Raw genomic sequence first — 21,787 nt, forward strand, 5'->3', positions numbered from 1 at the left:
TCAGTAACAGAAAGCCCAGAACTGATACATAACCCGATTCCGTAGCTCAGCTGGGAGAGCGCTACCTTGACAGGGTAGAGGTCGCTGGTTCGAGCCCAGTCGGAATCATATGAAAAGACGATGATACAGAGCCATTCTTGAGATAATCGAGAGTGGTTTTTGTATTTCTGAAAGATATAATTAGCAAATTAACAACCACACTGAAAAGTACAGTGTGGTTAATTTAATATGTCGTCAATTTGATTGGCTATCTGTTGGAAAGAGGCTTCAAATGCTCTCGGTTTTGTCGTTAAGGGTAATACTACTGGACAAAAAATCGCTCGTTTTAAGACTGGTGGAGCAGTTGGTAAAGTACCAGCTCAAGGAGCTTTAGCTGTAGTAGATGATGGAGAAATTGTCCCCAATAAACAAGACTCAGTTAACATGCTTAAAGCTGTGGAGCTGCTTAGAGAAACAAAGATAGAAGATCGAAGTATAGGTGCAATAGCGAAGAGCTACAAGTCAATCAGAAGTATGTTTAACAATGTCACTTCTTCAGTAGCTATCCCTATACTTTCTGTTCCAGGATTTGAAGTGTCAGAGTCCATGAATGTTACCAACAATTATTCAGTGAATATGTACATCGATAAAATGGTCGCTGATGAAAAAGGGGCTGAAAAAGTTCTAGGGCGAATTGTAAATGGAGTAAAGTAAATGTGTGGAATTTTTTAAAAGGTTTATAGAACTTAATCTATAAATCTTTTTTGTTTGTTTTTTCCAATGGGTTGAGAGATAATTGAAATTAAAGATTTTTTTATTCAGAAAGAGGTAATAGTTTGCATAAGATGCTCAAAAAGAAAAAAATAACCAAGTTGCAAACAAAATTTTTAAATAAGCTCTTCTCAATTGTCGACAACAACAAAGAATATTTAGAATTTATTAAAAAGAAAAACCAGCAGTTAAAAAACGAAGAGTTTGTTCATATTAGTAAAGTTCAATTCTATGACGTTTATGATAACACTGAGTTGAATAAGTTAATTAGAGGTATTGGAAATTTAAATAGATGTGAATACGCTGTAGAGCTGTTTTTGAATTATAAGAAAAAAAGAGAATTAAATTATTTAAAAATGCAGTATGATTATACGAGCATATCCAATATAGGAGTAGTAACTTTTAAGAATGATTTATTTGTAGATAAAGTAACTCTTGCATTTACTCAAATAAACAACAATGAAGTTGTTGTAGAATTTTGTATTAATTTTAAGAAAATCATGAATAGTGATAATTGGAATGAATTTATTAAAGATAACAAAAAATCGTTAAATGATAAATGGTTTTTAGGTTATTTTGATATTGACAAACATGTTGAATTAAAACAATTTGAATTTATTCATAATTCAATTCTAAATCTCAGAGGCACAGCTTTACAGGCTAAGTTAGCAGATTTATTAAACTTAAATTTAGGGAGGAAATATACTTTACCTCAGTATAATGCTATTAACTTTCCAGAAAAACATCTCAATGATGAAACATTTAAAAATGTATTTCTATTTCAAACTATTAAGATTGACCGAAACTTTATGTTAGTTGATTTAATTAGAACAGAAGGCCTCAAATTGGATTTTTATTATTCAAATAATTACTTATTTTCACCTATAAATATATTAGGATTGTTTGCAACTTATCGAATGGATTTTTATTATTTCTTATTTGAAAATATTGAACGTCATGAGATCAATGAAATAATTAACAAGTACTTTTTGAATACTTCGAAAAGAATTAAATATAGAGATTACAAGTGGCTTATTAATAAAATGAGATCATTAAATGATAACAAGCTACTTGGAAATTATAGTGAGTCCAGTGTACTAGTTAAAGAGTGGAAAGCTTATATAAATGGTGAAGAAACACCATTGTATTTTGTGAGTGGTAAGTATACAGAGAAATATAACATCATTTACTCTGAATCTTTAGATCATATTAGAATGGCTTACTCTATTCAAAAAGAAAATTTGGTAATATATTTAGCTTCTGGTTCTTTAATCGCTTCTTTAATTGGAGTAATTCTCACATTAATTTTAAAATGATTAAGTTTATTGGTGAGAAATATATTGCCCGCTAGATTTTTAAATTTTAAATAAAAGAAGTATGTTGAAGAGAGTAGGGGAGGGATTAATATGAAAGTTTCTTTAAATGATGTTAGACCAGGAATGTGAGAAAAAGAACCCTATAATTTTGGGGTTCTTTTTCATGACTTTTTTATATTTGTACATTAGGTGTGTCTTTAGTGTATTCTTTTTTGCATACTCAAAGATTTCTTTCCAATTTCCTCTATTAGTTCTGACCACAATAAAACACCTCTAATTCAATTTCTAAAATTAATAATAAGAAAAATAGAGGAGGGGGTTTATATGTAAATGATGGTAATTAAAAAAGACCTTCAAGAGAAGGCCATTAATTGAATTTCTTTTTTAATCCATCCATCATATCCGCAGCATAAAAAGATTGTAAAAGTTCATCTACATTGATTTTTTTATCCTTCTTGCTTAGAAATTGATCAATGATCTTTTCATATTCTTCTCTAGTGTTTCCTTCAATATCTGAAAGGTTTAATTCTTCACCGAAGTGTCTAATGAACGCTGTCCTTGTTATGTCGTATGCCTTTTTGTTTTCTTCTTCACAGGTGCAAAATGCTCCTGAGAGAGTAATGAGGAATTGAACATCTTCATCGTCTAAACCATTTGATTTTTGGAACTGAATGAATTGATTTTGTGACATATTTAGTCACCATCCTTTTATCTAAAGTATGAGTAAATCAGCAGTGAGAACGATGTATTAAACAACAAGTCCAATTGTATCAGCTACACCTGAGTCTATATGTTTTTTAAGCTCTGCAGAAACAACCTTTCGAGCCCTACCAGCTGCATTTTTTGGAGTATCAATAATTTTTTCTAATTCTTTAATGATCTTGTTTGCATTTTTGACAGTACCATTTACAGCTTCCTTTCCAAAACGTTGCTGTAAAACCCATTTTGCCCAGTCGTTATTCACTAAGCCTTTAATTACTTTTATTGCTGCCTTAATAGCCGCACCCTTAGGGCCATTTGTAGTAGCAAGTGGATCATTGTTAGCATTCTCAATAGCTTTAAATGCTTGAAGCAAGTCTTCTTGTTTTTCTAAAGGTACATCCCTTAGAGCAAGTTGTTTCTGAAGTTCAGTGGGATTGATAGTTACTACCAAATCTTCTTTCTGATCGACGTTTTCTGTTGCATATGTAGCTGTTGTTGGAACAAATACTGCTGCTGATATGAGAACTAGCAAAATCTTAACAAAAAAATTTTTCATTGGAATACTTCCTTTCTAATCATTTTTCAATAGTGAAGATATCACAGAAAGGAATTGATTTTACATAAATTAGAATAAATGGGCTTTAAATCGCATGCTGTTTGTCTTTGTTTAATTCGATGTGTTGCTAATTTTTTACATTTTAAAAAGGGCATATTTACGCATGAAAAAACCATCTACACATCAATGTAAGTGGCTATTTGTCTATCTAATTTTTTATTTATTTGATTGAATTCATTCTTTACATCATCAATGAATTCAATAATATTGTATTCAATTTCTTTTTAGATGTATGGTTAATAGATGAGTTACTATTTGTAACAATCATGAGCACATTAGGGTTATTCCTACTGCTCATGATCGTCATTTCTAGCTGATTAGAAAAGTGTTGGCGCACTATCTAATCTGATGGGTTGGTATGCTCTGTGATACTAGCCCATTCTAACTTAATTTAGTTTGTATTCAATAGGTCGTGCATTTTACGAGGCAAGTAAAGTTTACCTCACCTAACTAAATAGAATCAGTCTATACTCCTGGATCAATGTGTTGTCTTTAGTGATGCCATTTTTAAGGATAAGACTGTCGTGGAATGCGCTAACACACGTTAAACTTAAAAGGGTAGTGACTCAGTCGATGGTAAATGAGGATAGGATACCACTATGCTTTCCTATTTGTACATGTATCTGAAAGGCGAAAGCTGCCATTAAGTGCTGAACGAAGGATGGGTGTAACTTAAAGCTACGGTATTTTTTTCATTCTATCTAAATCCTCTGTATAATTAAGGAAATAAAATTAGGGGGATTAAAAATGAAAATACTTAGCTTTAGATATGAGGATAATAGATTCGAATTACATGCAATGTTTATGAAAGATATTTTAAGCTTGGACGATCGGGTTATTCAGTATGACATGGTAATGAAAAGTAAAGCTATACTCAAAATTGCTATAGGTACTTTCGATTGTTTAAAAATAGAGAATTTAAAGCTATTTGAAGAAACCAATTCTGTGTATTGCTCATATACGTTTTGAAAGGATAACAAGAAAACATCATTACAGTAGAGATAAATTCATACAAGCAAGTAGCTGAAGAGTATTAATTTTTGATAAATGTAACCAAGTTACTGTAATTTAATCCAAGCTAATCACGGCTATAGAAACCTCAATATCTCTGTCGTATACTTTTTGATGAATTATTTGAAATCGAAAGGAAAGAAGACAGTGATTGAGGTTAAAATTGACAAAGAAGAAGTTAGAAAGCTTTATTTAGAGGAGTTAGAAAAACATTTAAAAAAATTAGACAATGAGTTGCTATTTTGGAACACAAAAGAACTTGAACGTCAAACGAGCATGTGTATGAACACAATGCAAAAAGAGTTTTTCTTTGACGAGAACTTTTCTAAAAGGAAGATAGGGAACAAGTGGTATTATCCAGCAGCGCAGACGAAGAAATTTTTGTTGGAATGGATTAATCATCAATCTAGATGAAATAATCTTTGTACTGATTGAGAATTTGAAAAGAACCCATGTTATCATAGAAGAAAATGGATGTTGGAGGATTGTCAGTAAATGATCAAATCAAAGTTAGTTGTTTGGACGTTTATCGTTGTGACTGGATTCTATATGCTGGTGAGTATATGGAACATTGCTGTATTTCCAGATAAGACATGGACAGATTACGCAGGACAGATTTTGATTGTAGTTTTTGGAAGTATGGTGAATGGTTTAATCGCTGCATTCTTTATGTACGCAGCAGCTATGTTAGTGAAATATATTAATGGTGATAAAGCTTAAAACAGGTGTATAAAAAGGTAACATTTTTTTCGGTTTTAAAAAAATACGAAGGAACACCAGAGAATACAGAAGGGTAAGGAAAGCTTATGTATCAAGGCTTATAAGTGAATAGTGGATATCGGTGATAATCACAGGATTCTACAACAGGGTAGAGGTCGCTGGTTTGAGCCCAGTCGGAATCATCGTTAAAACCCTTGTGTAGCAAGGGTTTTTTTGTTTTGTCGGTAATGAATATTTGTTCAGTTTTTATCCACCAGGTTGTTTCTAAGTATTCTTAGGACCTAAACGATGAAAGTGTTCTGCAAAGTGGATCGTTACGTCTGTTAAGGTTTAAGTCAGCAATCTAAGGTACTATATAGACAGGGAAAAGTTAATTCCAGCCGAAAATCGGGATTTTTGTTTAAAGTCGGTATATAATTGAGCAATAATAAAACCACTAGGTAAAAAACAGTAGGAGATGATATTATTGGAGAGTTATCCGTCCACTCGGATGAGAAGAAATCGAAACAATGACTGGAGCCGCAGATTGGTTGCCGAAAATCGGTTGTCGGCTGATGACTTCATTTGGCCAGTTTTTGTTCGGGAACAACCGGGAGAGGAAGAAATTGTTTCGCTGCCAGGGCAGTTGCGAGTCGGACTAGATCGTCTTATTGAGCACGTGGGACAGGCAGTAGAATTGGGAATTCCAGCAGTTGCGCTATTTCCTGTTATCGATCCAGAAAAAAAAGATGCTGATGGGAGTGAGGCGACAAATCCGGATAATTTGATTTGTCGGGCTGCCCGCGAGCTTAAGAGGGCATTTCCGGAACTGGGATTAATCGGTGATGTTGCATTAGATCCTTACACCACTCATGGGCAAGATGGAATTTTACGTAATGGCTATGTCGTAAACGATGAAAGTGTAAGTAGATTATCCGAACAAGCCATCATACTTGCGGAAGCTGGTTTTGATGTTGTAGCTCCATCTGACATGATGGATGGGCGTATAGGTGCTATACGGAGTGCTTTAGAAGAAAAGGAACTGGTCAATACAAGAATTCTATCGTATGCGGTAAAATATGCATCCGGCTTCTATGGTCCTTTCCGTCAAGCTCTGGGGAATGTATTGTCTGGGGATAAAAAAAGCTATCAAATGGATTCTGCCAATAGCGATGAAGCCCTTCGAGAGGTAGCGCTTGATTTGAATGAGGGCGCGGACATGGTCATGGTAAAACCAGGGCTGCCTTATTTAGATGTCATATATCGGGTGAAATCTGAATTTAAAGTTCCTACTTTTGCCTACCAGGTTAGTGGAGAATATTCAATGTTGATGGCAGCTATTCAGAATGGCTGGCTTGATGCAAATGTTGTAATTGAAGAATCATTAATGGCGTTCAAACGCGCCGGATGTGATGGCATTTTGACTTATTTTGCTTTAGATATGGCGCAGCGATTGAGAGATGGAGAATCTCAAAAAATATAGGCAAAATGAAAACAGACCCTGCGTGGTCTGTTTTTTTTATGAGGAGGATTTGAGGACCTTCAGAAAAAGTATTGATGGAAGATAATCCGATACGGATTTTAAATATTTTCATTTATAATTCTCTATTTGTCTATACTTTTCATATCGCTGTTGTATAAGCTCTTCCGAGGATAATCGTATCAATTTTTTAAGAGATGATTCGATTGCAGATTCAATCAATTTTGCCTGTGATTTTATATCATTTTGTGCTCCACCCTTAATTTCAGGAATGATTTCATCAATAATTCCTAAATGCTTTAAATCTCTTGCTGAAATTTTCATATGTTTAGCAGCTTCTGGAGCATACTTAGCGTCCTTCCATAGGATAGATGCTGCTCCTTCTGGAGAAATGACCGAGTACCATGAATACTCTAACATATGGATATGGTTACCGACACTAATGCCAAGAGCTCCACCACTTGATGCTTCTCCAATTACAATACAAACAATTGGCACTTTAAGTGTTGCCATTTCCAATAGATTTCGAGCTATTGCTTCAGAAATTCCACGTTCTTCAGACCCTTTCCCTGGATAGGCGCCTATTGTATCAATAAATGTAATAATAGGGCGATTAAATTTATCAGCTTGTTTCATCAGTCTTAGCGCTTTTCTATATCCTTCTGGATGTGACATTCCAAAATTTCTTTCTATATTTTCCTTTGTACTTCTCCCTCTTTGATGACCAATAACCGTAACGGGCATCCCTTTAAATTTTGCAATACCACCTATCATTGCTTTATCATCACCATATAATCGATCACCATGAAGTTCGAAAAAGTTTGTAAACAATAAAGGTATATAATCCAATGTCGTGGGCCGGTTACGTAGCCTTGCAATTTGAACTCGTTGAAAAGGTGTAAGATTAGAATAAATTTCATCTTGCATTTTATTTAAACGTTTTTCTAATTCTTGAATTTCTGATGATAAGTCTACATTATGTTCTTTCATCATTTTCTTTAATTCATCAAATTTCTCTTTTAGTTCAATAATAGGACGTTCAAAATCCAAACTCATTTTATCCTCCAAAGGGTATGATTTACCTCACTCTAATCAAAAGACTTAGAAATAGAATCAATAAATAATTCAAAACCATCCACAACTATTTTTTGTTCTGATTCTGATAAATTATTGAGGATACGTTGATAAAATGTAAGGGATTGTTCTCTTAAGCGATTAACAGTAATGTGACCTTTTTCTGTGAGGTGCAGAAAAAGTTCTCTTCTGTTTTTTTCATTTACTTCACGATAAACAAGTCCCTTTTTTACTAACTTATCTACCAATCTACTTACAGTTGAAGTCTCTAATCTAAGTTTATTGGATAGTTGCCAAACAGTTAATTTTTCCATCTCTAGTTCCTCTAACGCCATCATTTGAGAAGTTGGTAGAGGTTTTTCAAATGGTCCATTGGGCAAATTTTGAGATTCAAAAACCCCAGTTATTATAATCATTTTCTTAATATCTGATCTTAGTTTTAAGGCATCTTCTCTTTTCAAAAAGGTCACCCTCCTAAAATTAATGTATGATACATCAATTGTATTATACATGAATATGTTTTTTTCACAAGTTTAACGTAAGCCCATATGACAATATGGACAAGAGATTTCTTATTGTTAAAATGGTTTAAGTGGATTGATCCATAGTCGATCCACCTGATTGATAGATGCATCAGGATCTTACCCTAAGTAATTGCTGTTTACTATTTTCAACAAAAATAGGCAAGTATGAAAAATAAAGAGAGGGGGAGAAAAATATGAAGTCATTTTTACTAATTGGACAATCAAATATGGCGGGGCGCGGCTTTAAGCATGAAGTGCCTCCGATTTATAATGAAAGAATCATGATGCTGCGAAACGGTAGATGGCAAATGTTGACTGAACCCGTTCATTTTGATAGACCGGTAGCTGGCGTAGGACTAGCGGCTTCTTTTGCGGAGGCTTGGTGTAAAGATCATGAGAGAGAGAAGATTGGTCTTATCCCATGTGCCGAAGGTGGCAGTACCATTGATGAATGGTCACGAGATGGGGCATTATTTCGTCATGCAATAAATGAAGCTAAATTTGCAAAGGAAGATAGCGAATTGGCCAGGATATTATGGCATCAAGGAGAAAGTCCTGAAGACAAAAGGTATTCTCATGGAAATCTAGAAGATGAAGGCAGACTGAAATGAGTCTGCCTTTTTGTTTTGTGATGATAAAGACATGTGCCAAAGGTTTATTGATGTACAATGGTTCTTTTTGCGGTTTCTTTTCGGTGCCTTGTAAATTTCTGTATGTAATAATAAATGTAATATAAGGGAATCTTGCGGAAGGGGAGTAAGGGGATGGAGAAAGTTCTTTCTTCACATGTTGGTGTGAAAATAAATGAATGGTATAAAATGATTCGGCAATTTAGTGTGCCGGATGCAGAGATTTTGAAAGCGGAAGTTGAATGGGAATTAGATAGGATGGAAGAAGATCAGGATCTTCTTATCTATTATCAATTAATGTGTTTTCGACATCAACTTATGCTTGATTATATAAAACCTTCATTCGATCAATCTATTTCCGCTCTAGTCGATAAAATAGAGAATGCTAACCATCAACTGTCTGGAATGTTGCAATACTATAATGCCTTTTTTAGAGGTATGCATGAATTCAGTCAGAAAGAGTATGTACAGGCCATTCAATATTATAAGATTGCTGAGAGGCAGCTGGCGCTTGTTGTAGATGAAATTGAACAAGCAGAATTCCATTTTAAAGTAGCAGAAGCATATTACATCATGAAACAAACCCATGTTTCTATGCACCATATTATAAAAGCCCTAGAGATTTATGATCGTTATGATCTTTATAAGGTGAGAAAAATTCAAAGTCTATTTGTGATCGCAGGAAATTATGATGATTTTAAACGATATGAGAAGTCGCTCCCCCACTTACATAAAGCACTAAGGCTTGCTGAAGAAATAAATGATCAAAGATTAATTGCTAAAACTTATTTGAATCTTGGAAATACGTATGACAGGCAACAGGATTATATTAAAGCTGCGTCCTTCTATAAAAAAGGACTAGATAAGATGAGTGAAAACAATGAAGATATAAAACCAAGATTATTTTTTAGTTTAAGTTGGACCTTGTTTAAAAGTGATAACACAAGAGAAGCACTTGATTATATCTCTAAAGGAATAAAAAGTGCAACAGCAGAAAACAATCTGTTTTATAAAACATTGCTCAATTCATTAAAGACAATTTATGTCGATGAAGGTATTGAAAATGTACGAAAAATGTTTAAAGGATTAGAAGAAAAGAAGTTGTATCCTTATATTGAAGAGTTTGCTTTAAGCCTTGCAAATCTCTATGAGAAAAGGAATGATTCGGAGAGGGTAGCAGATTATTATAGAACCGCCATAGAAGCTCAAACCGAAATCCAAAAAGGGGAGTGTTTATATGAGTATTAAAATGAAGATATTGATTAGCGCCGCTTTATTGGTAGGTGCTGCTTGTCTGGGGTCTTTTAATTACTCAAAAGAATCAACTGATCGAAATACCACTGTATTTCCTCAAAAAACTGATCGAAACACGACGATGATCGATCCAAACTCAATATTTGAAAACTAATAGGCAAAACTAAAACAGACCTTGAGGGTCTGTTTTTTTATGGGGACGGATTGGGGACCAACCCTTTCAGTTTTATTCAGAAATGCACATTTTTTATCAGAAAGGCTCATCATAGAACCTTATTAAATCAGTCTTTTTCAGGGAAGGTCTGTTTGCTTCGGATGAGGTCATTCACCTTGACAGGGTAGAGGTCGCTGGTTCGATCCTAGTCGGAATCATCGTTGAAACCCTTGCCTAGCAAGGGTTTTTTATGTTTTAAATGGTGTAACGCTACTAGTAGTCAAAATTTAATGTTTTGGATTTGTAAATAATAGTTTCACACCAAAACCTACTAAAACTAGTCCTGTTATTCTGTCAATGGTCATTTGCACTTTTGTTGATAATAGGAATTTCCTGATGTAACCAAGCAGAAATACAATCGTCGTAAACCACAATATAGATAATAGAGCATAAATAGAGCCCATAATGACAAATTGAAGACTAGTATTGAACTGTGGTGTAACGAATTGAGGTAAAAACGTTAAAAAGAATATAGCAACCTTTGGGTTTAAAGTATTTGAAATTAAACCTTGTTTAAAGGCAGATTGTTTTGGCACTTCAACTTCTTGTAAAGATGTATTGTCTTTCTTTTTCTTGTTGATGAAAGAAGATACACCTAGATATATAAGATAAATAGCACCTAAATATTTGATGATTTCAAACGCTAAGGCAGACTTCATTAAAATTATAGAAAGTCCAAATGCTGCGGCAAGTGTATGAATGAGAGCGCCAGATGTAAGACCTAATGCCATCTTCATTCCATCAGATTTTCCTGTTCCGATGGTTCTTTTCGTAATTAACGCAAAATCAACTCCAGGAGAAGCAACGACAAATACGGTAAGAAGAAGGAAAGTTACAAAATCCTTCATGTTCTCACATCCTTTCAAAAGTAATAATACATACTAACGCAGAAACATTTTCATTGCAACATGAAAGTGCCATAATTAGCAAAATTCAATGGGGTAAATGGCTACTGTGATTCAAAGACAGCAGATGCGGTCAAACGATTTCAGCTTGGACCTGTGTCTAATGGAATTTATGTGCTTAAAACGAAAGAAACTATTGAACAGGTATTGAAAAATGAACAAAGTAAAACCCCTGACTTTTATGGCTAGGGGCTTTTTTCTGGGAACTTTCTTCAAATGGTTAATCACAAAAAAAACAAAGGCACCAAAAGTGAGAAGTGTAACGCCAAGAGATACCAAACTGATAAGTGGCGCAATAGTTCGCATTAATTCCGCTTCGACATTCACTACTAAAACCAGCTTTCTCAATTTCTTTCTCTTGCAAAATGCCCACTATCTTAAAAAAACCTGCATTTTTGTTGTAATTGCAATAAAAATATTTTATTCTTACTAGTATAAGACCATATAAATGCTTCACCTGGTTCAGACTAATATCAGAAAAGGATTGATAAACAATGCATATAAAAAAAATAACAACTGAAAATGACTTACAAGTTGCTCTTAATATTAGAAAGTCGGTCTTTATTGATGAACAGCAAGTACCTGAGTCTGAAGAATTTGATCAATTTGACACTCTTCAGGAACAATGTCAGCATGTCTTGGTATGCCATGAGAATGAACCTGTCGGCACAGGTCGGGTGCGTATTGTGGATGGTACAGGTAAATTGGAACGAATTTGCATCCTAAAACCTTATCGTAAGTACGGTTTAGGCAAAGTGATTATCAGAGAACTGGAAAAAATCATGCAAGAAAAAGGAATTACAAAGATAAAGCTGCATGGACAAACACAAGCAGAAGGTTTTTATAAAAAACTTGGTTTTCAAACTGCTTCAGATGAATTTATGGAAGACGGGATTCTGCACGTTTTAATGATAAAAGAATTATCTTTAAGTAGAGATCATGTCTAATAAAAAAAAGTATGTTTCTTACGGTTTAGGTGTACTCGTATTAAGTTTAGGAATTTCATTAACAATACAATCAGGACTAGGTGCTTCCCCATTTGATGCCCTTTTAGTTGGCCTTTCCAAAGAATTTGGTCTTACCGTAGGGAGCTGGGAGGTCTTGATTTCTATCATCATCTTAATTTGCAATTCTATATTAGTGAGAAAAAAACCTGTTTTTTTAGGTTTGATTACAGCGTTCGTGACTGGAATCGGTATTGATCTGTGGTTACTCCTCATCAAATATGTCATTGATACAAGTATGTGGTTTAGCAAACTGACTTGCTTTGGAGCTGGTTTGATATTCATTGGTCTTGGAACAGCCGTATATCTTCAAACAAAATTCGCATCAACACCAATTGATCATTTAACACTCATTCTTCGAGATATTTCAAAAAGAACGATCGCATTTTCGAGAACAATATTATATGCATTTTTCTTCATATTAGCTTTTATATGCAAAGGACCTATCGGTGTTGGAACCATATTAACGATTTGTTTCGGAGGCATCATTCTTCACTTTTTCATGCCTATTGTTAACCGTCGGTTATTATCAAATTGATGATTTGGCTGGGTACGATAAATCAATTAAAAAGCTTCTATAGTAAAGGTAGAAGTGAATAGAGGATAGCGCTGATAATTACAAATTCTATATTGGCAGGGGAGAAATATATATATCACTAGAACAGTTCACGTTAGGGAAGATTACTTACGAAGAGTTGCTGGAGGCTTTATCATAAACAAAGCTCATGGTAGACTTTGAATGGACAGAAACATGACATAACTCTTGAAAGGATGATTGTGGTGGTAAAAACAGATAAAGCTTCCTCCTGAATACAAGCAATTACATTCAGGAGGAGATAAAAAATGTTTAAACAAATAGATGAAAATTATCCGAGAAAAGAGCACTTTCATCATTATATGACGGTAACCCGATGCACATATAGTCTGGTGATCGATCTAGACATCACAAAATTGTATGCAATATTAAAAGAAAAAAGGCTAAAAGTATATCCTGTGCAAATTTATTTGTTAGCAAGAGCTGTGCAAAATATACCGGAATTTCGGATGGATCAAGTGGACGATGCACTTGGTTACTGGGAGATTCTCCATCCTAGTTATACAATTTTAAATAAAGAAACACAGACGTTTTCAAGTATTTGGACGCCTTATGACGAAAACTTTGCTCGGTTTTATAAAAGCTGTGTAGCGGACATGGACACTTACAGCAAAAGCAGCAACCTATTTCCGAAACCTCATATGCCAGAAAACATGTTCAATATTTCAAGTCTGCCGTGGATTGATTTTACTTCTTTTAACCTTAATGTATCTACAGATATAACTTATTTACTACCAATATTTACGTTAGGTCAATTTAAGATGAAAGAAGAAAAAATCATCTTGCCAGTTGCGATTCAAGTCCATCATGCTGTTTGTGATGGCTATTATGTCGGTCAATATGTTGAATATTTGAAACGGCTTATAGAACATTGTGAAGAGTGGTTAAACGATTCATTGGATATGTCCTGAATGTCAGGAGTGATTTGCAAAAGGTGTTCCCGTGGAATTTAGAAGATAGCTTAAAGCAGACTTAAATGAGTCTGCTTTTTTGTTTTTTGATGAAAATTTAAACGTGACAAGTAGCTATTAATGGCAATAAAGATTTGTTTCTCAATTATTTTTGCGGTTTCTTTTCGGTGTTTTGTAAATTCTATCATGTGATAATAAATGGAATATAAGGGAACTTAATGAATTGCGAGTGGGGGATGTAGAAAATTTCAGCTTGAAACTGTTTTCAAGAGTAGGCCTGAAAAGTGATTTGTGATGATTCTGAGTATATTTAAGCTTCTAAGTCAATTAAAGATAGGTGATAAACTACGTAGTAATGGAATATAGAACGTTAATTCAACCATAGCAATTCATTATGCTGCTAGGGTTTACAGGAAATATGGTTTCGATTTTGATAAATATTAAACAAGTTATGGTTTATGACAACATAAAAAAGATTAACAAATTAAATAACAGCCCAACAAAAGGTTAAATAAAATTTTGAAATTATTAAAACAAAATCAATGCGGAATACAACAATCAAAGAACAACAAAAAACATGTCGAAACACGACGATGATTGCTCGACGCACAGCATCTCAAAATGTATAAAACATATGAAAACAGACCTTAAGGAGGTCTGTTTTCATATTGGCTTCAGTCAAAATCATCATGAACATGAGGAAGATGTAAGTGTTGTATGCACTTTTGTTGTGCACAACATTTTATGTCAAGCCTCAAGGTTGTGTAAATAACCATCAAGATAAAAAGACATTGTATTCATCACATCTGTTTTAAAATCTCGTTTAAATTCATGCAAATTATGATTTTCAATAATAGTAATGACTTCATCTGGTAAAGTGGCAGTGAGTTTGCATCCAGTGATAATCGCTGCTTCAGCTTGAAAAATATCCATCACTTGCGCCTCATTGATCACATCATTTGAACAAAGTAAGTCTGTCATTTCCGTTAGCTTTTGAAATAATAACAGTTTTGATTGAAGCATGGTATCAGAGTCGATGTTTCTTTCCAAAACAGACGTGCGAATGGCTTCTAATCTAATGTACATAGGATTTTTATCAATGATTTCTTCCAATTCTTTCAGAAAAAGTTGTTTGATATCCTGAAGTTTTTTGATCTGTGTTTCAGAAATAATTTCAATGAAGCGTTCTAGTCTCTTTACATATTCCCGGCATAATAGTTGGAAGAAAAGAGCTTCTTTTGTTTTGAAATAAACAAATAGTATGCCCTTTGATAGCTTCGTTTCTTTGGCGATATCTGACATTTTGATTTGGTTATATTCATGTGTCTCAAAAAGCGCTGCTGCTTTATCTAAAATCGCTTGAGCTCTTAGAGCCTTCGCTTCATCTGTCATCGCTCGTTTCATTATTTTCAACCTCCATTTCAAAGGTAATTTTGATTTGGAGTCAGACAAAGAGATATTTAGGGGAGCAAGTGATTAGCTGAATCTTTTAATGATTTTGTCAAACGTACGATCACCCAGGAGATTTTTCATAAACACCATAGGTTTAGCACCAAACCCAACCAAATAGCGCGTTTTAGGTTTCGTTACAGTGACAGCTTTCACAATTGTATTTGCAATGACATCTGGTTTTGTTAAATTACTTCCTGAATACGTTTTTACCATATTATCTGCTGATTTGTTGGCAGCTTCTTTATAAGCTCCTTTTGCTGAAGCAGTTTTAAGTTTTTCTGCTGCAATGACGCCCCAATCGGTTGCGATCCCGCCAGGTTCCACAACAATCACATCAATACCAAATGGTTCAACTTCTAACCGTAAGCAATCAGAAAAACCTTCTACTGCAAATTTTGTAGCGTGATACCATGCGCCAAATGATGTCCACACTTTACCACCCATAGAAGAAATATTGACGATCTTTCCATAGTTGTTTTGTCTCATATTAGGCAGAACAAGCTGCGTCATTCTGGCCAGTCCAAACAGGTTGACTTCTACTTGTCTTCGAGCTTCTTCCATAGATACATCCTCCACCGCACCATATGAGCCATAGCCCGCATTATTGACAAGCACGTCGATTCTTCCTTCTTTGTCCAAAATCTCACGTACACAGTTTACCATAGACTCTTCATCAGTGACATCAAGTGAAATGGTGTGAATTCCTTGAGAGATGAGATCCTCCATCATTTCTTTTCGACGAGCAGCACCATAAACAATAAAACCTTTCTTATTTAATTCAATTGCTGTGGACTTTCCAATACCTGCTGATGCACCTGTGATAAGAGCAACTTTTTTACTCATTCGTTCTTCCTCCTTTTAATGACCTTTGGTCAATTATATATGACTTAGGGTCAATTATAAATGACTGACGGTCAACTGTAAAGGGGAATATGAAGATGTTTTATCATTTGTTTTAATGGTCGAATTTATGACCATGAAACGCTTTAAGAGTACAAAAAAGGTGTTTAATACTTTGACCGCCAATGGCCGGAGGATCTGGTGGTCATTTTAAAAATATGAATGATATACTTATCTCAATAAATACTGGGAGGCATCCATTTTGAATTTGAAATCATTCTGGGAGAAAGATGAAGAGAGTCCTTTTACGTTAGAAAAGATAGATGAGGAACAAATTCGTGAAGCAGAGGGAACACTTGGAGTCACTTTACCCGATACATACAAAAAACTCATTTTAGAATGGAATGGTGGTTTTACAGTTCGTAATGCTTTTCCAACCGAACGGCCGAATTCATGGGCAGAGGATCATGTTCAATTCGATCATCTAAGAGGAATCGCTAAAGATGATGGAATTATGAATAGTGTTCAGTTAAGTGATGAATTGGAGCTACCAGAGGGATTTGTTTTCATCAGCGGGGAAGAAGATACATGGATTGCCATGGATTATCGAGAAACGAAGGAACATCCTCCTATTCACTATTTCGATTTAGAGCTGGAAGTAGATTTTAAGCTGGCAGATAGTTTCGATGAATTTGTTAAGCGGTTATATACAGCTGACGACGCCATGGTTGAAGTAATAGAGATTGAGGAGGAAGCTTCGGATTTATATATCAGTAAAGAAGAGCTTGAACACATTTTTGAGAGAGGAGACCTTCGTCAGCAGAATCTCTTCAAAATGGCACATTATCCGATGGAAGACATTGAAGAGATCGCATGGTTTTTCTCGCGCATGAAACAGTGCATTCAACAGATAAAAGATCAACATGTCTTGTATGAAACAGCTACTGCTATTCACTCCAACCTTCTGTTAAACCCAGATATGCCAAGGAATGACCGTATTAATCAAGAGCTGCAAGAAATTGCTGAATTTCTAGAAAATAGTGAAGATCCGAATACCGCCTTTTTGGGAGAGGACATTCATCCAGTGAAAAAACGATAGTGAAAGATGAAAAGCCCTTTCTAGGGCTTTTCGAAAGTAGTTTATGATCTCTTTTTATTTAAAATTTTCATAATGAATAATGCTATATATGAAGCAATGAATGAGCCTAAAGTGTAAACAACAGCCCAGCCAAAGAAAGAGACATTGAAAAGTGTAAATGTCAGAATGAGCAAAATGATAAAGCTCACAATTGGCATGAAATAAACCTTTTGTACAAACAATGTGACGATAAAAGAAGCGATGATCATACTGACTGGAAGCAAGCCGAATGCGAATTCTAAATGAGTCATATCCATTCTCCTTTTAAATGACTTAGCTACATTTGATTTGTTCTCATTGTCTCTCTTACACTCAAAATTCATAGTACATCGGGTTTTTGAGTTTAATAAATTATATTAGACAGAAGAATCAATAACCATATCATAACACATAAAAATGAAATTATTTCATTTTATGTAATTTAAAGGGTTTTTGATGATTTTAAATCTTTCTTTTTGTCATCTTATTGAAAGTCATATTTAAATAAAGTATAGTAAATTTATATGATATAGAGGAGGATGGTTAAAAATGATGCATGCAGGAAGATTACGCCAGAAAACTTTGAATCAGTAATTTCATATGTTCAAAGGCTCTGTTTTCATCAAACGGAGTAAACGGGGTAGTCTGCACATTTTTAATGATCTTCAGCGGGAAAGTATGCAATTTCACTAGAAAAGAGGCAGCTAATCGGTCTGTCTTTTTTTGTATGTTTTTTATGATGCAAAGAAAGGCATATGTCTAGCTTTGTTTACTCTGACCACATAAAGTAGCCTGTTTGTGGGTTTTGTGATGATATTCTTGATGCCTATTGATCATGACTAAATGAACAATTGGAGGATTGGATATGAATAGACTGGAATTAAAGCAGTTAGTCAAACATCACGGATTAGAGATTTTAGAGAATACCATCAAAATAAATGAATCAGGTGTGGATTTCCGTGTCGCTCACGTCGAAGATTTACATGGTGATCAATGGATAATAAGAATGCCTCGCAGACCTGAATCAATGAAACATACCTTACAAGAAAAAAAGACATTAGATTACATTAGTAATCAGGTTCACTTTCAGGTTCCTAAGTGGTCTATCTTTACAGAAAGTCTGATTGCTTATAAACAATTAGAGGGGGTACCGGCGGCTAGTATTGATGTGGAACAGCAATCTTATGAGTGGAGATTTGACCAAACGAATGTACCGCAAGCTTATTATGAATCATTAGGAAGAGTTTTAGCGAATGTACATTCCTTAGATCAACAGCCTTTTAAAACGATCGGTGTGGAGATGCTCAGTGCTCATGAATTAAGAGGATCAATGAAACAGCGAATGGAACGTGTCAAATCGCAATACACCATTAACAGCGGTTTATGGGAGCGCTGGCAAGAATGGCTAGCTAAAGATTCTTTATGGCCGCCTTTTGTAGGAGTGAAGCATGGAGATTTGCATCCTGGTCACATTCTGATTGATGAAAATCAATGTGTTACCGGTGTGATTGATTGGTCTGAAGTGGGGGTTGGTGATGTATCTGCAGACTTTTTGTCGCATCAACTTCTCTTTGGGAAAGAAGGATTAACGAAACTTATCCATGCGTATGAAAAAGCAGGCGGGAGAACTTGGTCAGGAATGGATGAACATATAATAGAACTTCTGACGACAAGTGCGATCACTGTGGCCGAGTACGCACAGAGATCAGGATTGAAAGATATGTATGAAACGGCAGCATACATGTTGGCAAACGAAAGCTAATCAATCAGAACAAATCCAAAAAAAGCCCCTAAAAAGGGCTTTTTTTAATCTAATTCATGAAAAAACTGTTTGAGTTGATCAATGAAAACGGATTTGGATTTTCCTTTTTTATAAATGAACTCAATATTGATGTTGAAATTGATAGATGGCTCAATTGAAATTTGTTTTAGTGTTCCTTGTTCTACTTCATTTCTAACACAATGATGAGGAAGAAACGATAGTCCCATTCCTTGTAGCACTAAATTTTTTGCAGTTTCCATATGATCAACCTCAATGGAAATGTTCGGTGTGATGTTGTTTTTTTGAAATAATCGGTGGAGCATCAACCAATCAAATGACCCATAGTCAAAGAAAATAAAAGGTTGTTCTTCTAGTTCATTCATATTGATGTTGCCTAGGCTGGCAAGCGGGTGATGAGTTGGGACGAACAGCCCGATTGGATCGCTGAAAATCGGGATTGATTCAATTTGAGGATGTGTTTCAGTCCTGACAATGCCAAAGTCTACTTGGTTGTTAATCACTTTTTGGACAACATCCTTTGAATGTCCTGTTACAATTTTCACTTTCAGATTTTCGTATTTTTCTTTTAGGGCGGGCAATATGTTAGGCAATAGATTATTGGAAATAGAGGATGCGCATCCAATCGTCAATTCATAAGGGATCATCGTTTGTTTGAGACTATGCTTTGCTTCTTGATACGAATGGAGAATCTTTTTGGCATGCGGGTAAAACTGTTCACCTTTTTCCGTCAGAGATAGTTTATTTCTCTGTCTATCAAATAATTTCAGGTCTAATTCTTTTTCTAACGATTGAATACGTGCCGATACAGAAGGCTGGGTTAAATACAGTGCTTCTGCAGCTTTATTGATACTGCCTAGCTGGCATACATAAATAAACGCTTCTATATTCTCAATATTCATGTTATCCCCTTATATGACGTTCTTTAAATGTTTAGCTTCTCAAGCTCATACACTAATTTTACAGCTTCTTTCGCCAAAATGACAGTAGGGTCAATCACTTTCACAGCTTTGGTTGACCTTAGAACTAAAGGAATTTCTGTACAGCCGGCAATGATGGCTTCTGCTCCTTGATTGATTAAAATTTCTGCAGCTAACGCCAGTTCACTTTCGCCTTTACTCAATTTTCCTGCTTTCACGGCATAAATCCCATTCATCACGTTTTTCTGAAGATTTTCACTAGGAGTCATGACATCAATCTTGTGATGGGCACAAGCCTTTTGATAGAGCTGGGTTTTTAATGTGCCATCAGTACATAGTAAGCCCACAGACGTATAGTAATGTTTGTTCAGGTGCTTCGCGGTTTCTAATGGCATATTCATGATAGGGATATGAGTGGATTGTTGTACATTTTCTAAAAAGAAGTGAGCGGTATTGCATGCAATTAGAATAAAGTCCGCTCCTGCGCGTTCTAATCTTTTAGTTGATGCAATCATATATTCTGTAGGATCTTCGCCTTTCCCAAATATGGCATTGGTTCTATCAGGGATTTGCGGATCATTATCAGCAATCACATGGAGATGATCCTGATCTTTAATAGCTGGTGTATGAGAGATGATTTTTTTCATCAGATCAATCGTCGCTAAAGGGCCCATACCGCCCATAATCCCAATCGTTGTAGACATCAATATCACCACATTTCATTTTTTTTTATTATAAAAAAAGAAAGGATGGTGAGTGTTATAGAAAAGTTCTATTTGTATATAGAAGGTTGATTAAAAGCACCTTTTATTTTCTTCTTTATCTGTTTTGAGGTATGAGTTGCAATCTAATCAAAAAACATTAGAATAAAGAAAAATTGCTAAAGGAGCTACCATATGAATTTCAATTTGGATGAAGCTTTAGATATGTTGAGTCGAACTCCTCGTACATTAGAAAGTCTTTTGTCAGGTTTATCGAAGGATTGGCTTCACAGTCGTGAAGGGGAGGGAACGTGGAATCCCGTTGAAGTCATTGAACATTTGATTGAAGCAGAGAAATTCAACTGGATTCCCCGATTAAATGTCATTCTTGCTGATGGAGAGAATACCCCATTTCCTGCATTTGACCGCTACTCCCATTTGAATCAAACTGAAAGACAGATAGAACAAGCACTAGCGGAGTTTCATCATGTACGGATGGAGAATGTGGCATACATTCAGCGTATGACACATTCAAGTCTTGATCTAGAGAAAAAGGGCGTCCATCCAGAATTCGGCGTCGTGCAAGTGAGCGAATTACTTTCTGCGTGGGTTGTCCATGATTTCACCCATATCTCCCAAATTGTTCGGATCATGGCGGAACGATATCGAACCGATGTAGGACCGTGGAGCGCTTATTTAGGGATTTTGAATAGGAAATAAATGATTAATGACGCTTCGCGGCCCACTCGGATTGAAGAATCGCATATTGATACTCATCGACCCAATGTCCTTTTGACATATAATTTTGTAGCAAATGTCCTTCGCGTCTCATGTCTAAACGTTCCAGCACTCGAATAGATTTTTCGTTTCGTACATCTGTAAAGGCAATGATTTTATGCTTGTTCAGTGTAGTGAAAATATATTCGATCATTGAATTCAAGGCTTCATGAATATAGCCCTTTCCTTGAAATTCAGGCGCGAGTGTAAATCCTATTTCAACGATTCTAGGCTCGCTGCCGAGTGTATGAATGGCGCAATCTCCTATCAACTGATTGGATTCAGATAAGGCAATCGCGTATTGAAACCACGTCCCTGGTTGATTAGGTTGTTGCGTCATTTGGTGTTGAACAAATAATTCAGCGTCTTCGTGCGTGTAGTTTTCCCAAGATTGAAATGTGGCAATAGAGGGGTTTGATCGGTATTGATAAAATGCTTCAATATCCTGCTGATCAAACTGGCGAATCACAATCCGGCTTGTTCTTGTAAATATGCTGTTTGCATTCTTCATGTGTT

The 21,787-nt window shown here is 35.3% G+C and carries 25 protein-coding genes, 1 tRNA gene and 1 pseudogene; 16 read left to right on the forward strand and 11 right to left on the reverse strand.

Going from position 1 to position 21,787, the window contains the following annotated elements; genetic code table 11:
• The first annotated feature begins 35 nt into the window (after window positions 1–35).
• The 3 genes from NST09_RS05955 (at window position 36) to NST09_RS05965 (ending at window position 2,066) form a co-directional block, all read left to right on the forward strand.
• Window positions 36–108 (forward strand) — tRNA-Val (locus NST09_RS05955).
• A gap of 135 nt (window positions 109–243) precedes the next feature.
• A complete protein-coding gene (locus tag NST09_RS05960) occupies window positions 244–693 on the forward strand; it encodes a hypothetical protein (protein ID WP_342493430.1) in 450 nt (149 codons plus the stop codon).
• 122 nt (window positions 694–815) lie between these two features.
• Window positions 816–2,066, forward strand: coding sequence for a hypothetical protein (locus tag NST09_RS05965; RefSeq protein WP_342493431.1), 1,251 nt, complete (start codon window positions 816–818; stop codon window positions 2,064–2,066).
• Between the two features lie 367 nt (window positions 2,067–2,433).
• Here NST09_RS05965 and NST09_RS05970 read toward each other — a convergent pair whose 3' ends face one another.
• Window positions 2,434–2,757, reverse strand: a complete 324-nt coding sequence (locus NST09_RS05970) for a hypothetical protein (protein WP_098680905.1) — start codon at window positions 2,755–2,757, stop codon at window positions 2,434–2,436.
• Window positions 2,758–2,814: 57 nt separating this feature from the next.
• On the reverse strand, window positions 2,815–3,324 hold the full coding sequence (locus NST09_RS05975) for a hypothetical protein (RefSeq protein ID WP_342493432.1): 510 nt from the start codon (window positions 3,322–3,324) through the stop codon (window positions 2,815–2,817).
• An 807-nt stretch (window positions 3,325–4,131) separates the two neighbouring features.
• On the opposite strand from NST09_RS05975, the gene NST09_RS05980 reads away from it, so the two are divergent.
• From NST09_RS05980 to hemB, 4 genes are all read left to right on the forward strand, one after another.
• The gene (locus NST09_RS05980; protein WP_017359646.1) at window positions 4,132–4,353 is read left to right on the forward strand and encodes a hypothetical protein; all 222 of its coding nucleotides are present in this window, start codon (window positions 4,132–4,134) and stop codon (window positions 4,351–4,353) included.
• A gap of 189 nt (window positions 4,354–4,542) precedes the next feature.
• Window positions 4,543–4,809 carry a group-specific protein gene (locus tag NST09_RS05985; protein ID WP_342493433.1) on the forward strand — a complete coding sequence of 89 codons (267 nt, stop codon included), beginning with the start codon at window positions 4,543–4,545 and terminating at the stop codon, window positions 4,807–4,809.
• A gap of 81 nt (window positions 4,810–4,890) precedes the next feature.
• Window positions 4,891–5,115, forward strand: coding sequence for a hypothetical protein (locus NST09_RS05990; protein ID WP_338704919.1), 225 nt, complete (start codon window positions 4,891–4,893; stop codon window positions 5,113–5,115).
• Window positions 5,116–5,572: 457 nt separating this feature from the next.
• Window positions 5,573–6,577 carry a porphobilinogen synthase gene (gene hemB, locus NST09_RS05995; protein WP_342493434.1) on the forward strand — a complete coding sequence of 335 codons (1,005 nt, stop codon included), beginning with the start codon at window positions 5,573–5,575 and terminating at the stop codon, window positions 6,575–6,577.
• Window positions 6,578–6,685: 108 nt separating this feature from the next.
• Here hemB and NST09_RS06000 read toward each other — a convergent pair whose 3' ends face one another.
• Window positions 6,686–7,630, reverse strand: a complete 945-nt coding sequence (locus NST09_RS06000) for an acetyl-CoA carboxylase carboxyltransferase subunit alpha (protein ID WP_342493435.1) — start codon at window positions 7,628–7,630, stop codon at window positions 6,686–6,688.
• A 32-nt stretch (window positions 7,631–7,662) separates the two neighbouring features.
• Window positions 7,663–8,109 carry a MarR family transcriptional regulator gene (locus NST09_RS06005; RefSeq protein ID WP_017367035.1) on the reverse strand — a complete coding sequence of 149 codons (447 nt, stop codon included), beginning with the start codon at window positions 8,107–8,109 and terminating at the stop codon, window positions 7,663–7,665.
• 257 nt (window positions 8,110–8,366) lie between these two features.
• Between NST09_RS06005 and NST09_RS06010 the strand changes: the two are divergent.
• From NST09_RS06010 to NST09_RS06020, 3 genes and pseudogenes are all read left to right on the forward strand, one after another.
• Window positions 8,367–8,726: pseudogene (locus tag NST09_RS06010) on the forward strand (sialate O-acetylesterase); the annotation flags it as partial.
• A gap of 210 nt (window positions 8,727–8,936) precedes the next feature.
• The gene (locus NST09_RS06015; RefSeq protein ID WP_056407895.1) at window positions 8,937–10,049 is read left to right on the forward strand and encodes a Rap family tetratricopeptide repeat protein; all 1,113 of its coding nucleotides are present in this window, start codon (window positions 8,937–8,939) and stop codon (window positions 10,047–10,049) included.
• Window positions 10,039–10,209, forward strand: a complete 171-nt coding sequence (locus NST09_RS06020) for a hypothetical protein (protein WP_017367038.1) — start codon at window positions 10,039–10,041, stop codon at window positions 10,207–10,209. Before NST09_RS06015 ends, NST09_RS06020 begins: the two co-directional genes overlap by 11 nt.
• A gap of 287 nt (window positions 10,210–10,496) precedes the next feature.
• Here the strand turns inward: NST09_RS06020 and NST09_RS06025 are convergent, their stop codons facing one another.
• Complete coding sequence (locus NST09_RS06025; protein WP_342493436.1) at window positions 10,497–11,117, reverse strand: LysE family translocator; 621 nt, start codon at window positions 11,115–11,117, stop codon at window positions 10,497–10,499.
• A gap of 551 nt (window positions 11,118–11,668) precedes the next feature.
• Between NST09_RS06025 and NST09_RS06030 the strand changes: the two genes are divergently transcribed.
• From NST09_RS06030 to catA, 3 genes are all read left to right on the forward strand, one after another.
• Window positions 11,669–12,121, forward strand: a complete 453-nt coding sequence (locus NST09_RS06030) for a GNAT family N-acetyltransferase (protein ID WP_017359634.1) — start codon at window positions 11,669–11,671, stop codon at window positions 12,119–12,121.
• Entirely contained in the window at window positions 12,114–12,716 is a 603-nt protein-coding gene (locus NST09_RS06035) for a hypothetical protein (RefSeq protein WP_056704913.1), read from the forward strand. The genes NST09_RS06030 and NST09_RS06035 overlap by 8 nt, the downstream gene beginning before the upstream one ends.
• Window positions 12,717–13,021: 305 nt before the next feature.
• Window positions 13,022–13,684, forward strand: a complete 663-nt coding sequence (gene catA / locus NST09_RS06040; protein WP_342493437.1) for a type A chloramphenicol O-acetyltransferase — start codon at window positions 13,022–13,024, stop codon at window positions 13,682–13,684.
• 747 nt (window positions 13,685–14,431) lie between these two features.
• Here the strand turns inward: catA and NST09_RS06045 are convergent.
• Together NST09_RS06045 and NST09_RS06050 are read right to left on the reverse strand one after the other, a co-directional pair.
• Window positions 14,432–15,088: a TetR/AcrR family transcriptional regulator gene (locus NST09_RS06045; RefSeq protein ID WP_008348357.1), complete on the reverse strand. Its 657-nt coding sequence runs from the start codon at window positions 15,086–15,088 to the stop codon at window positions 14,432–14,434.
• A 72-nt stretch (window positions 15,089–15,160) separates the two neighbouring features.
• A complete protein-coding gene (locus NST09_RS06050; protein WP_008348355.1) occupies window positions 15,161–15,979 on the reverse strand; it encodes an oxidoreductase in 819 nt (272 codons plus the stop codon).
• 265 nt (window positions 15,980–16,244) lie between these two features.
• Here NST09_RS06050 and NST09_RS06055 point away from each other — a divergent pair, with 265 nt between their 5' ends.
• A complete protein-coding gene (locus tag NST09_RS06055) occupies window positions 16,245–17,075 on the forward strand; it encodes an SMI1/KNR4 family protein (protein WP_138825574.1) in 831 nt (276 codons plus the stop codon).
• Window positions 17,076–17,116: 41 nt separating this feature from the next.
• Here the strand turns inward: NST09_RS06055 and NST09_RS06060 are convergent, their stop codons facing one another.
• On the reverse strand, window positions 17,117–17,365 hold the full coding sequence (locus NST09_RS06060) for a DUF2651 family protein (protein WP_035392368.1): 249 nt from the start codon (window positions 17,363–17,365) through the stop codon (window positions 17,117–17,119).
• Between the two features lie 593 nt (window positions 17,366–17,958).
• Here NST09_RS06060 and NST09_RS06065 point away from each other — a divergent pair.
• On the forward strand, window positions 17,959–18,855 hold the full coding sequence (locus NST09_RS06065; RefSeq protein WP_342493438.1) for a macrolide 2'-phosphotransferase: 897 nt from the start codon (window positions 17,959–17,961) through the stop codon (window positions 18,853–18,855).
• Between the two features lie 44 nt (window positions 18,856–18,899).
• Here the strand turns inward: NST09_RS06065 and NST09_RS06070 are convergent, their stop codons facing one another.
• Window positions 18,900–19,775, reverse strand: a complete 876-nt coding sequence (locus NST09_RS06070) for a LysR family transcriptional regulator (protein ID WP_206114284.1) — start codon at window positions 19,773–19,775, stop codon at window positions 18,900–18,902.
• A gap of 23 nt (window positions 19,776–19,798) precedes the next feature.
• On the reverse strand, window positions 19,799–20,497 hold the full coding sequence (locus NST09_RS06075; protein WP_017367051.1) for an amino acid racemase: 699 nt from the start codon (window positions 20,495–20,497) through the stop codon (window positions 19,799–19,801).
• Window positions 20,498–20,689: 192 nt separating this feature from the next.
• Here NST09_RS06075 and NST09_RS06080 point away from each other — a divergent pair, with 192 nt between their 5' ends.
• On the forward strand, window positions 20,690–21,214 hold the full coding sequence (locus NST09_RS06080; RefSeq protein WP_342493439.1) for a DinB family protein: 525 nt from the start codon (window positions 20,690–20,692) through the stop codon (window positions 21,212–21,214).
• A gap of 4 nt (window positions 21,215–21,218) precedes the next feature.
• On the opposite strand, the gene NST09_RS06085 is transcribed toward NST09_RS06080, so the two are convergent.
• Window positions 21,219–21,782, reverse strand: a complete 564-nt coding sequence (locus tag NST09_RS06085) for a GNAT family protein (RefSeq protein ID WP_342493440.1) — start codon at window positions 21,780–21,782, stop codon at window positions 21,219–21,221.
• Window positions 21,783–21,787 lie beyond the last annotated feature (5 nt).

The sequence above is a fragment of the Bacillus sp. FSL W7-1346 genome, assembly GCF_038593335.1.
In the GTDB taxonomy this organism is placed as follows: domain Bacteria; phylum Bacillota; class Bacilli; order Bacillales; family Bacillaceae; genus Bacillus; species Bacillus altitudinis.

Bases quoted from the DNA above. Each gene is read 5' to 3' on its own strand.
- NST09_RS05970 (WP_098680905.1), bottom strand. From the start codon at position 2,757: ATGTCACAAAATCAATTCATTCAGTTCCAAAAATCAAATGGTTTAGAC.
- NST09_RS05975 (WP_342493432.1), bottom strand. From the start codon at position 3,324: ATGAAAAATTTTTTTGTTAAGATTTTGCTAGTTCTCATATCAGCAGCA.
- NST09_RS05980 (WP_017359646.1), top strand. From the start codon at position 4,132: ATGAAAATACTTAGCTTTAGATATGAGGATAATAGATTCGAATTACAT.
- NST09_RS05990 (WP_338704919.1), top strand. From the start codon at position 4,891: ATGATCAAATCAAAGTTAGTTGTTTGGACGTTTATCGTTGTGACTGGA.
- hemB (WP_342493434.1), top strand. From the start codon at position 5,573: ATGATATTATTGGAGAGTTATCCGTCCACTCGGATGAGAAGAAATCGA.
- NST09_RS06000 (WP_342493435.1), bottom strand. From the start codon at position 7,630: ATGAGTTTGGATTTTGAACGTCCTATTATTGAACTAAAAGAGAAATTT.
- NST09_RS06015 (WP_056407895.1), top strand. From the start codon at position 8,937: ATGGAGAAAGTTCTTTCTTCACATGTTGGTGTGAAAATAAATGAATGG.
- NST09_RS06020 (WP_017367038.1), top strand. From the start codon at position 10,039: ATGAGTATTAAAATGAAGATATTGATTAGCGCCGCTTTATTGGTAGGT.
- NST09_RS06025 (WP_342493436.1), bottom strand. From the start codon at position 11,117: ATGAAGGATTTTGTAACTTTCCTTCTTCTTACCGTATTTGTCGTTGCT.
- NST09_RS06030 (WP_017359634.1), top strand. From the start codon at position 11,669: ATGCATATAAAAAAAATAACAACTGAAAATGACTTACAAGTTGCTCTT.
- NST09_RS06035 (WP_056704913.1), top strand. From the start codon at position 12,114: ATGTCTAATAAAAAAAAGTATGTTTCTTACGGTTTAGGTGTACTCGTA.
- catA (WP_342493437.1), top strand. From the start codon at position 13,022: ATGTTTAAACAAATAGATGAAAATTATCCGAGAAAAGAGCACTTTCAT.
- NST09_RS06045 (WP_008348357.1), bottom strand. From the start codon at position 15,088: ATGAAACGAGCGATGACAGATGAAGCGAAGGCTCTAAGAGCTCAAGCG.
- NST09_RS06050 (WP_008348355.1), bottom strand. From the start codon at position 15,979: ATGAGTAAAAAAGTTGCTCTTATCACAGGTGCATCAGCAGGTATTGGA.
- NST09_RS06060 (WP_035392368.1), bottom strand. From the start codon at position 17,365: ATGACTCATTTAGAATTCGCATTCGGCTTGCTTCCAGTCAGTATGATC.
- NST09_RS06065 (WP_342493438.1), top strand. From the start codon at position 17,959: ATGAATAGACTGGAATTAAAGCAGTTAGTCAAACATCACGGATTAGAG.
- NST09_RS06070 (WP_206114284.1), bottom strand. From the start codon at position 19,775: ATGAATATTGAGAATATAGAAGCGTTTATTTATGTATGCCAGCTAGGC.
- NST09_RS06075 (WP_017367051.1), bottom strand. From the start codon at position 20,497: ATGTCTACAACGATTGGGATTATGGGCGGTATGGGCCCTTTAGCGACG.
- NST09_RS06080 (WP_342493439.1), top strand. From the start codon at position 20,690: ATGAATTTCAATTTGGATGAAGCTTTAGATATGTTGAGTCGAACTCCT.
- NST09_RS06085 (WP_342493440.1), bottom strand. From the start codon at position 21,782: ATGAAGAATGCAAACAGCATATTTACAAGAACAAGCCGGATTGTGATT.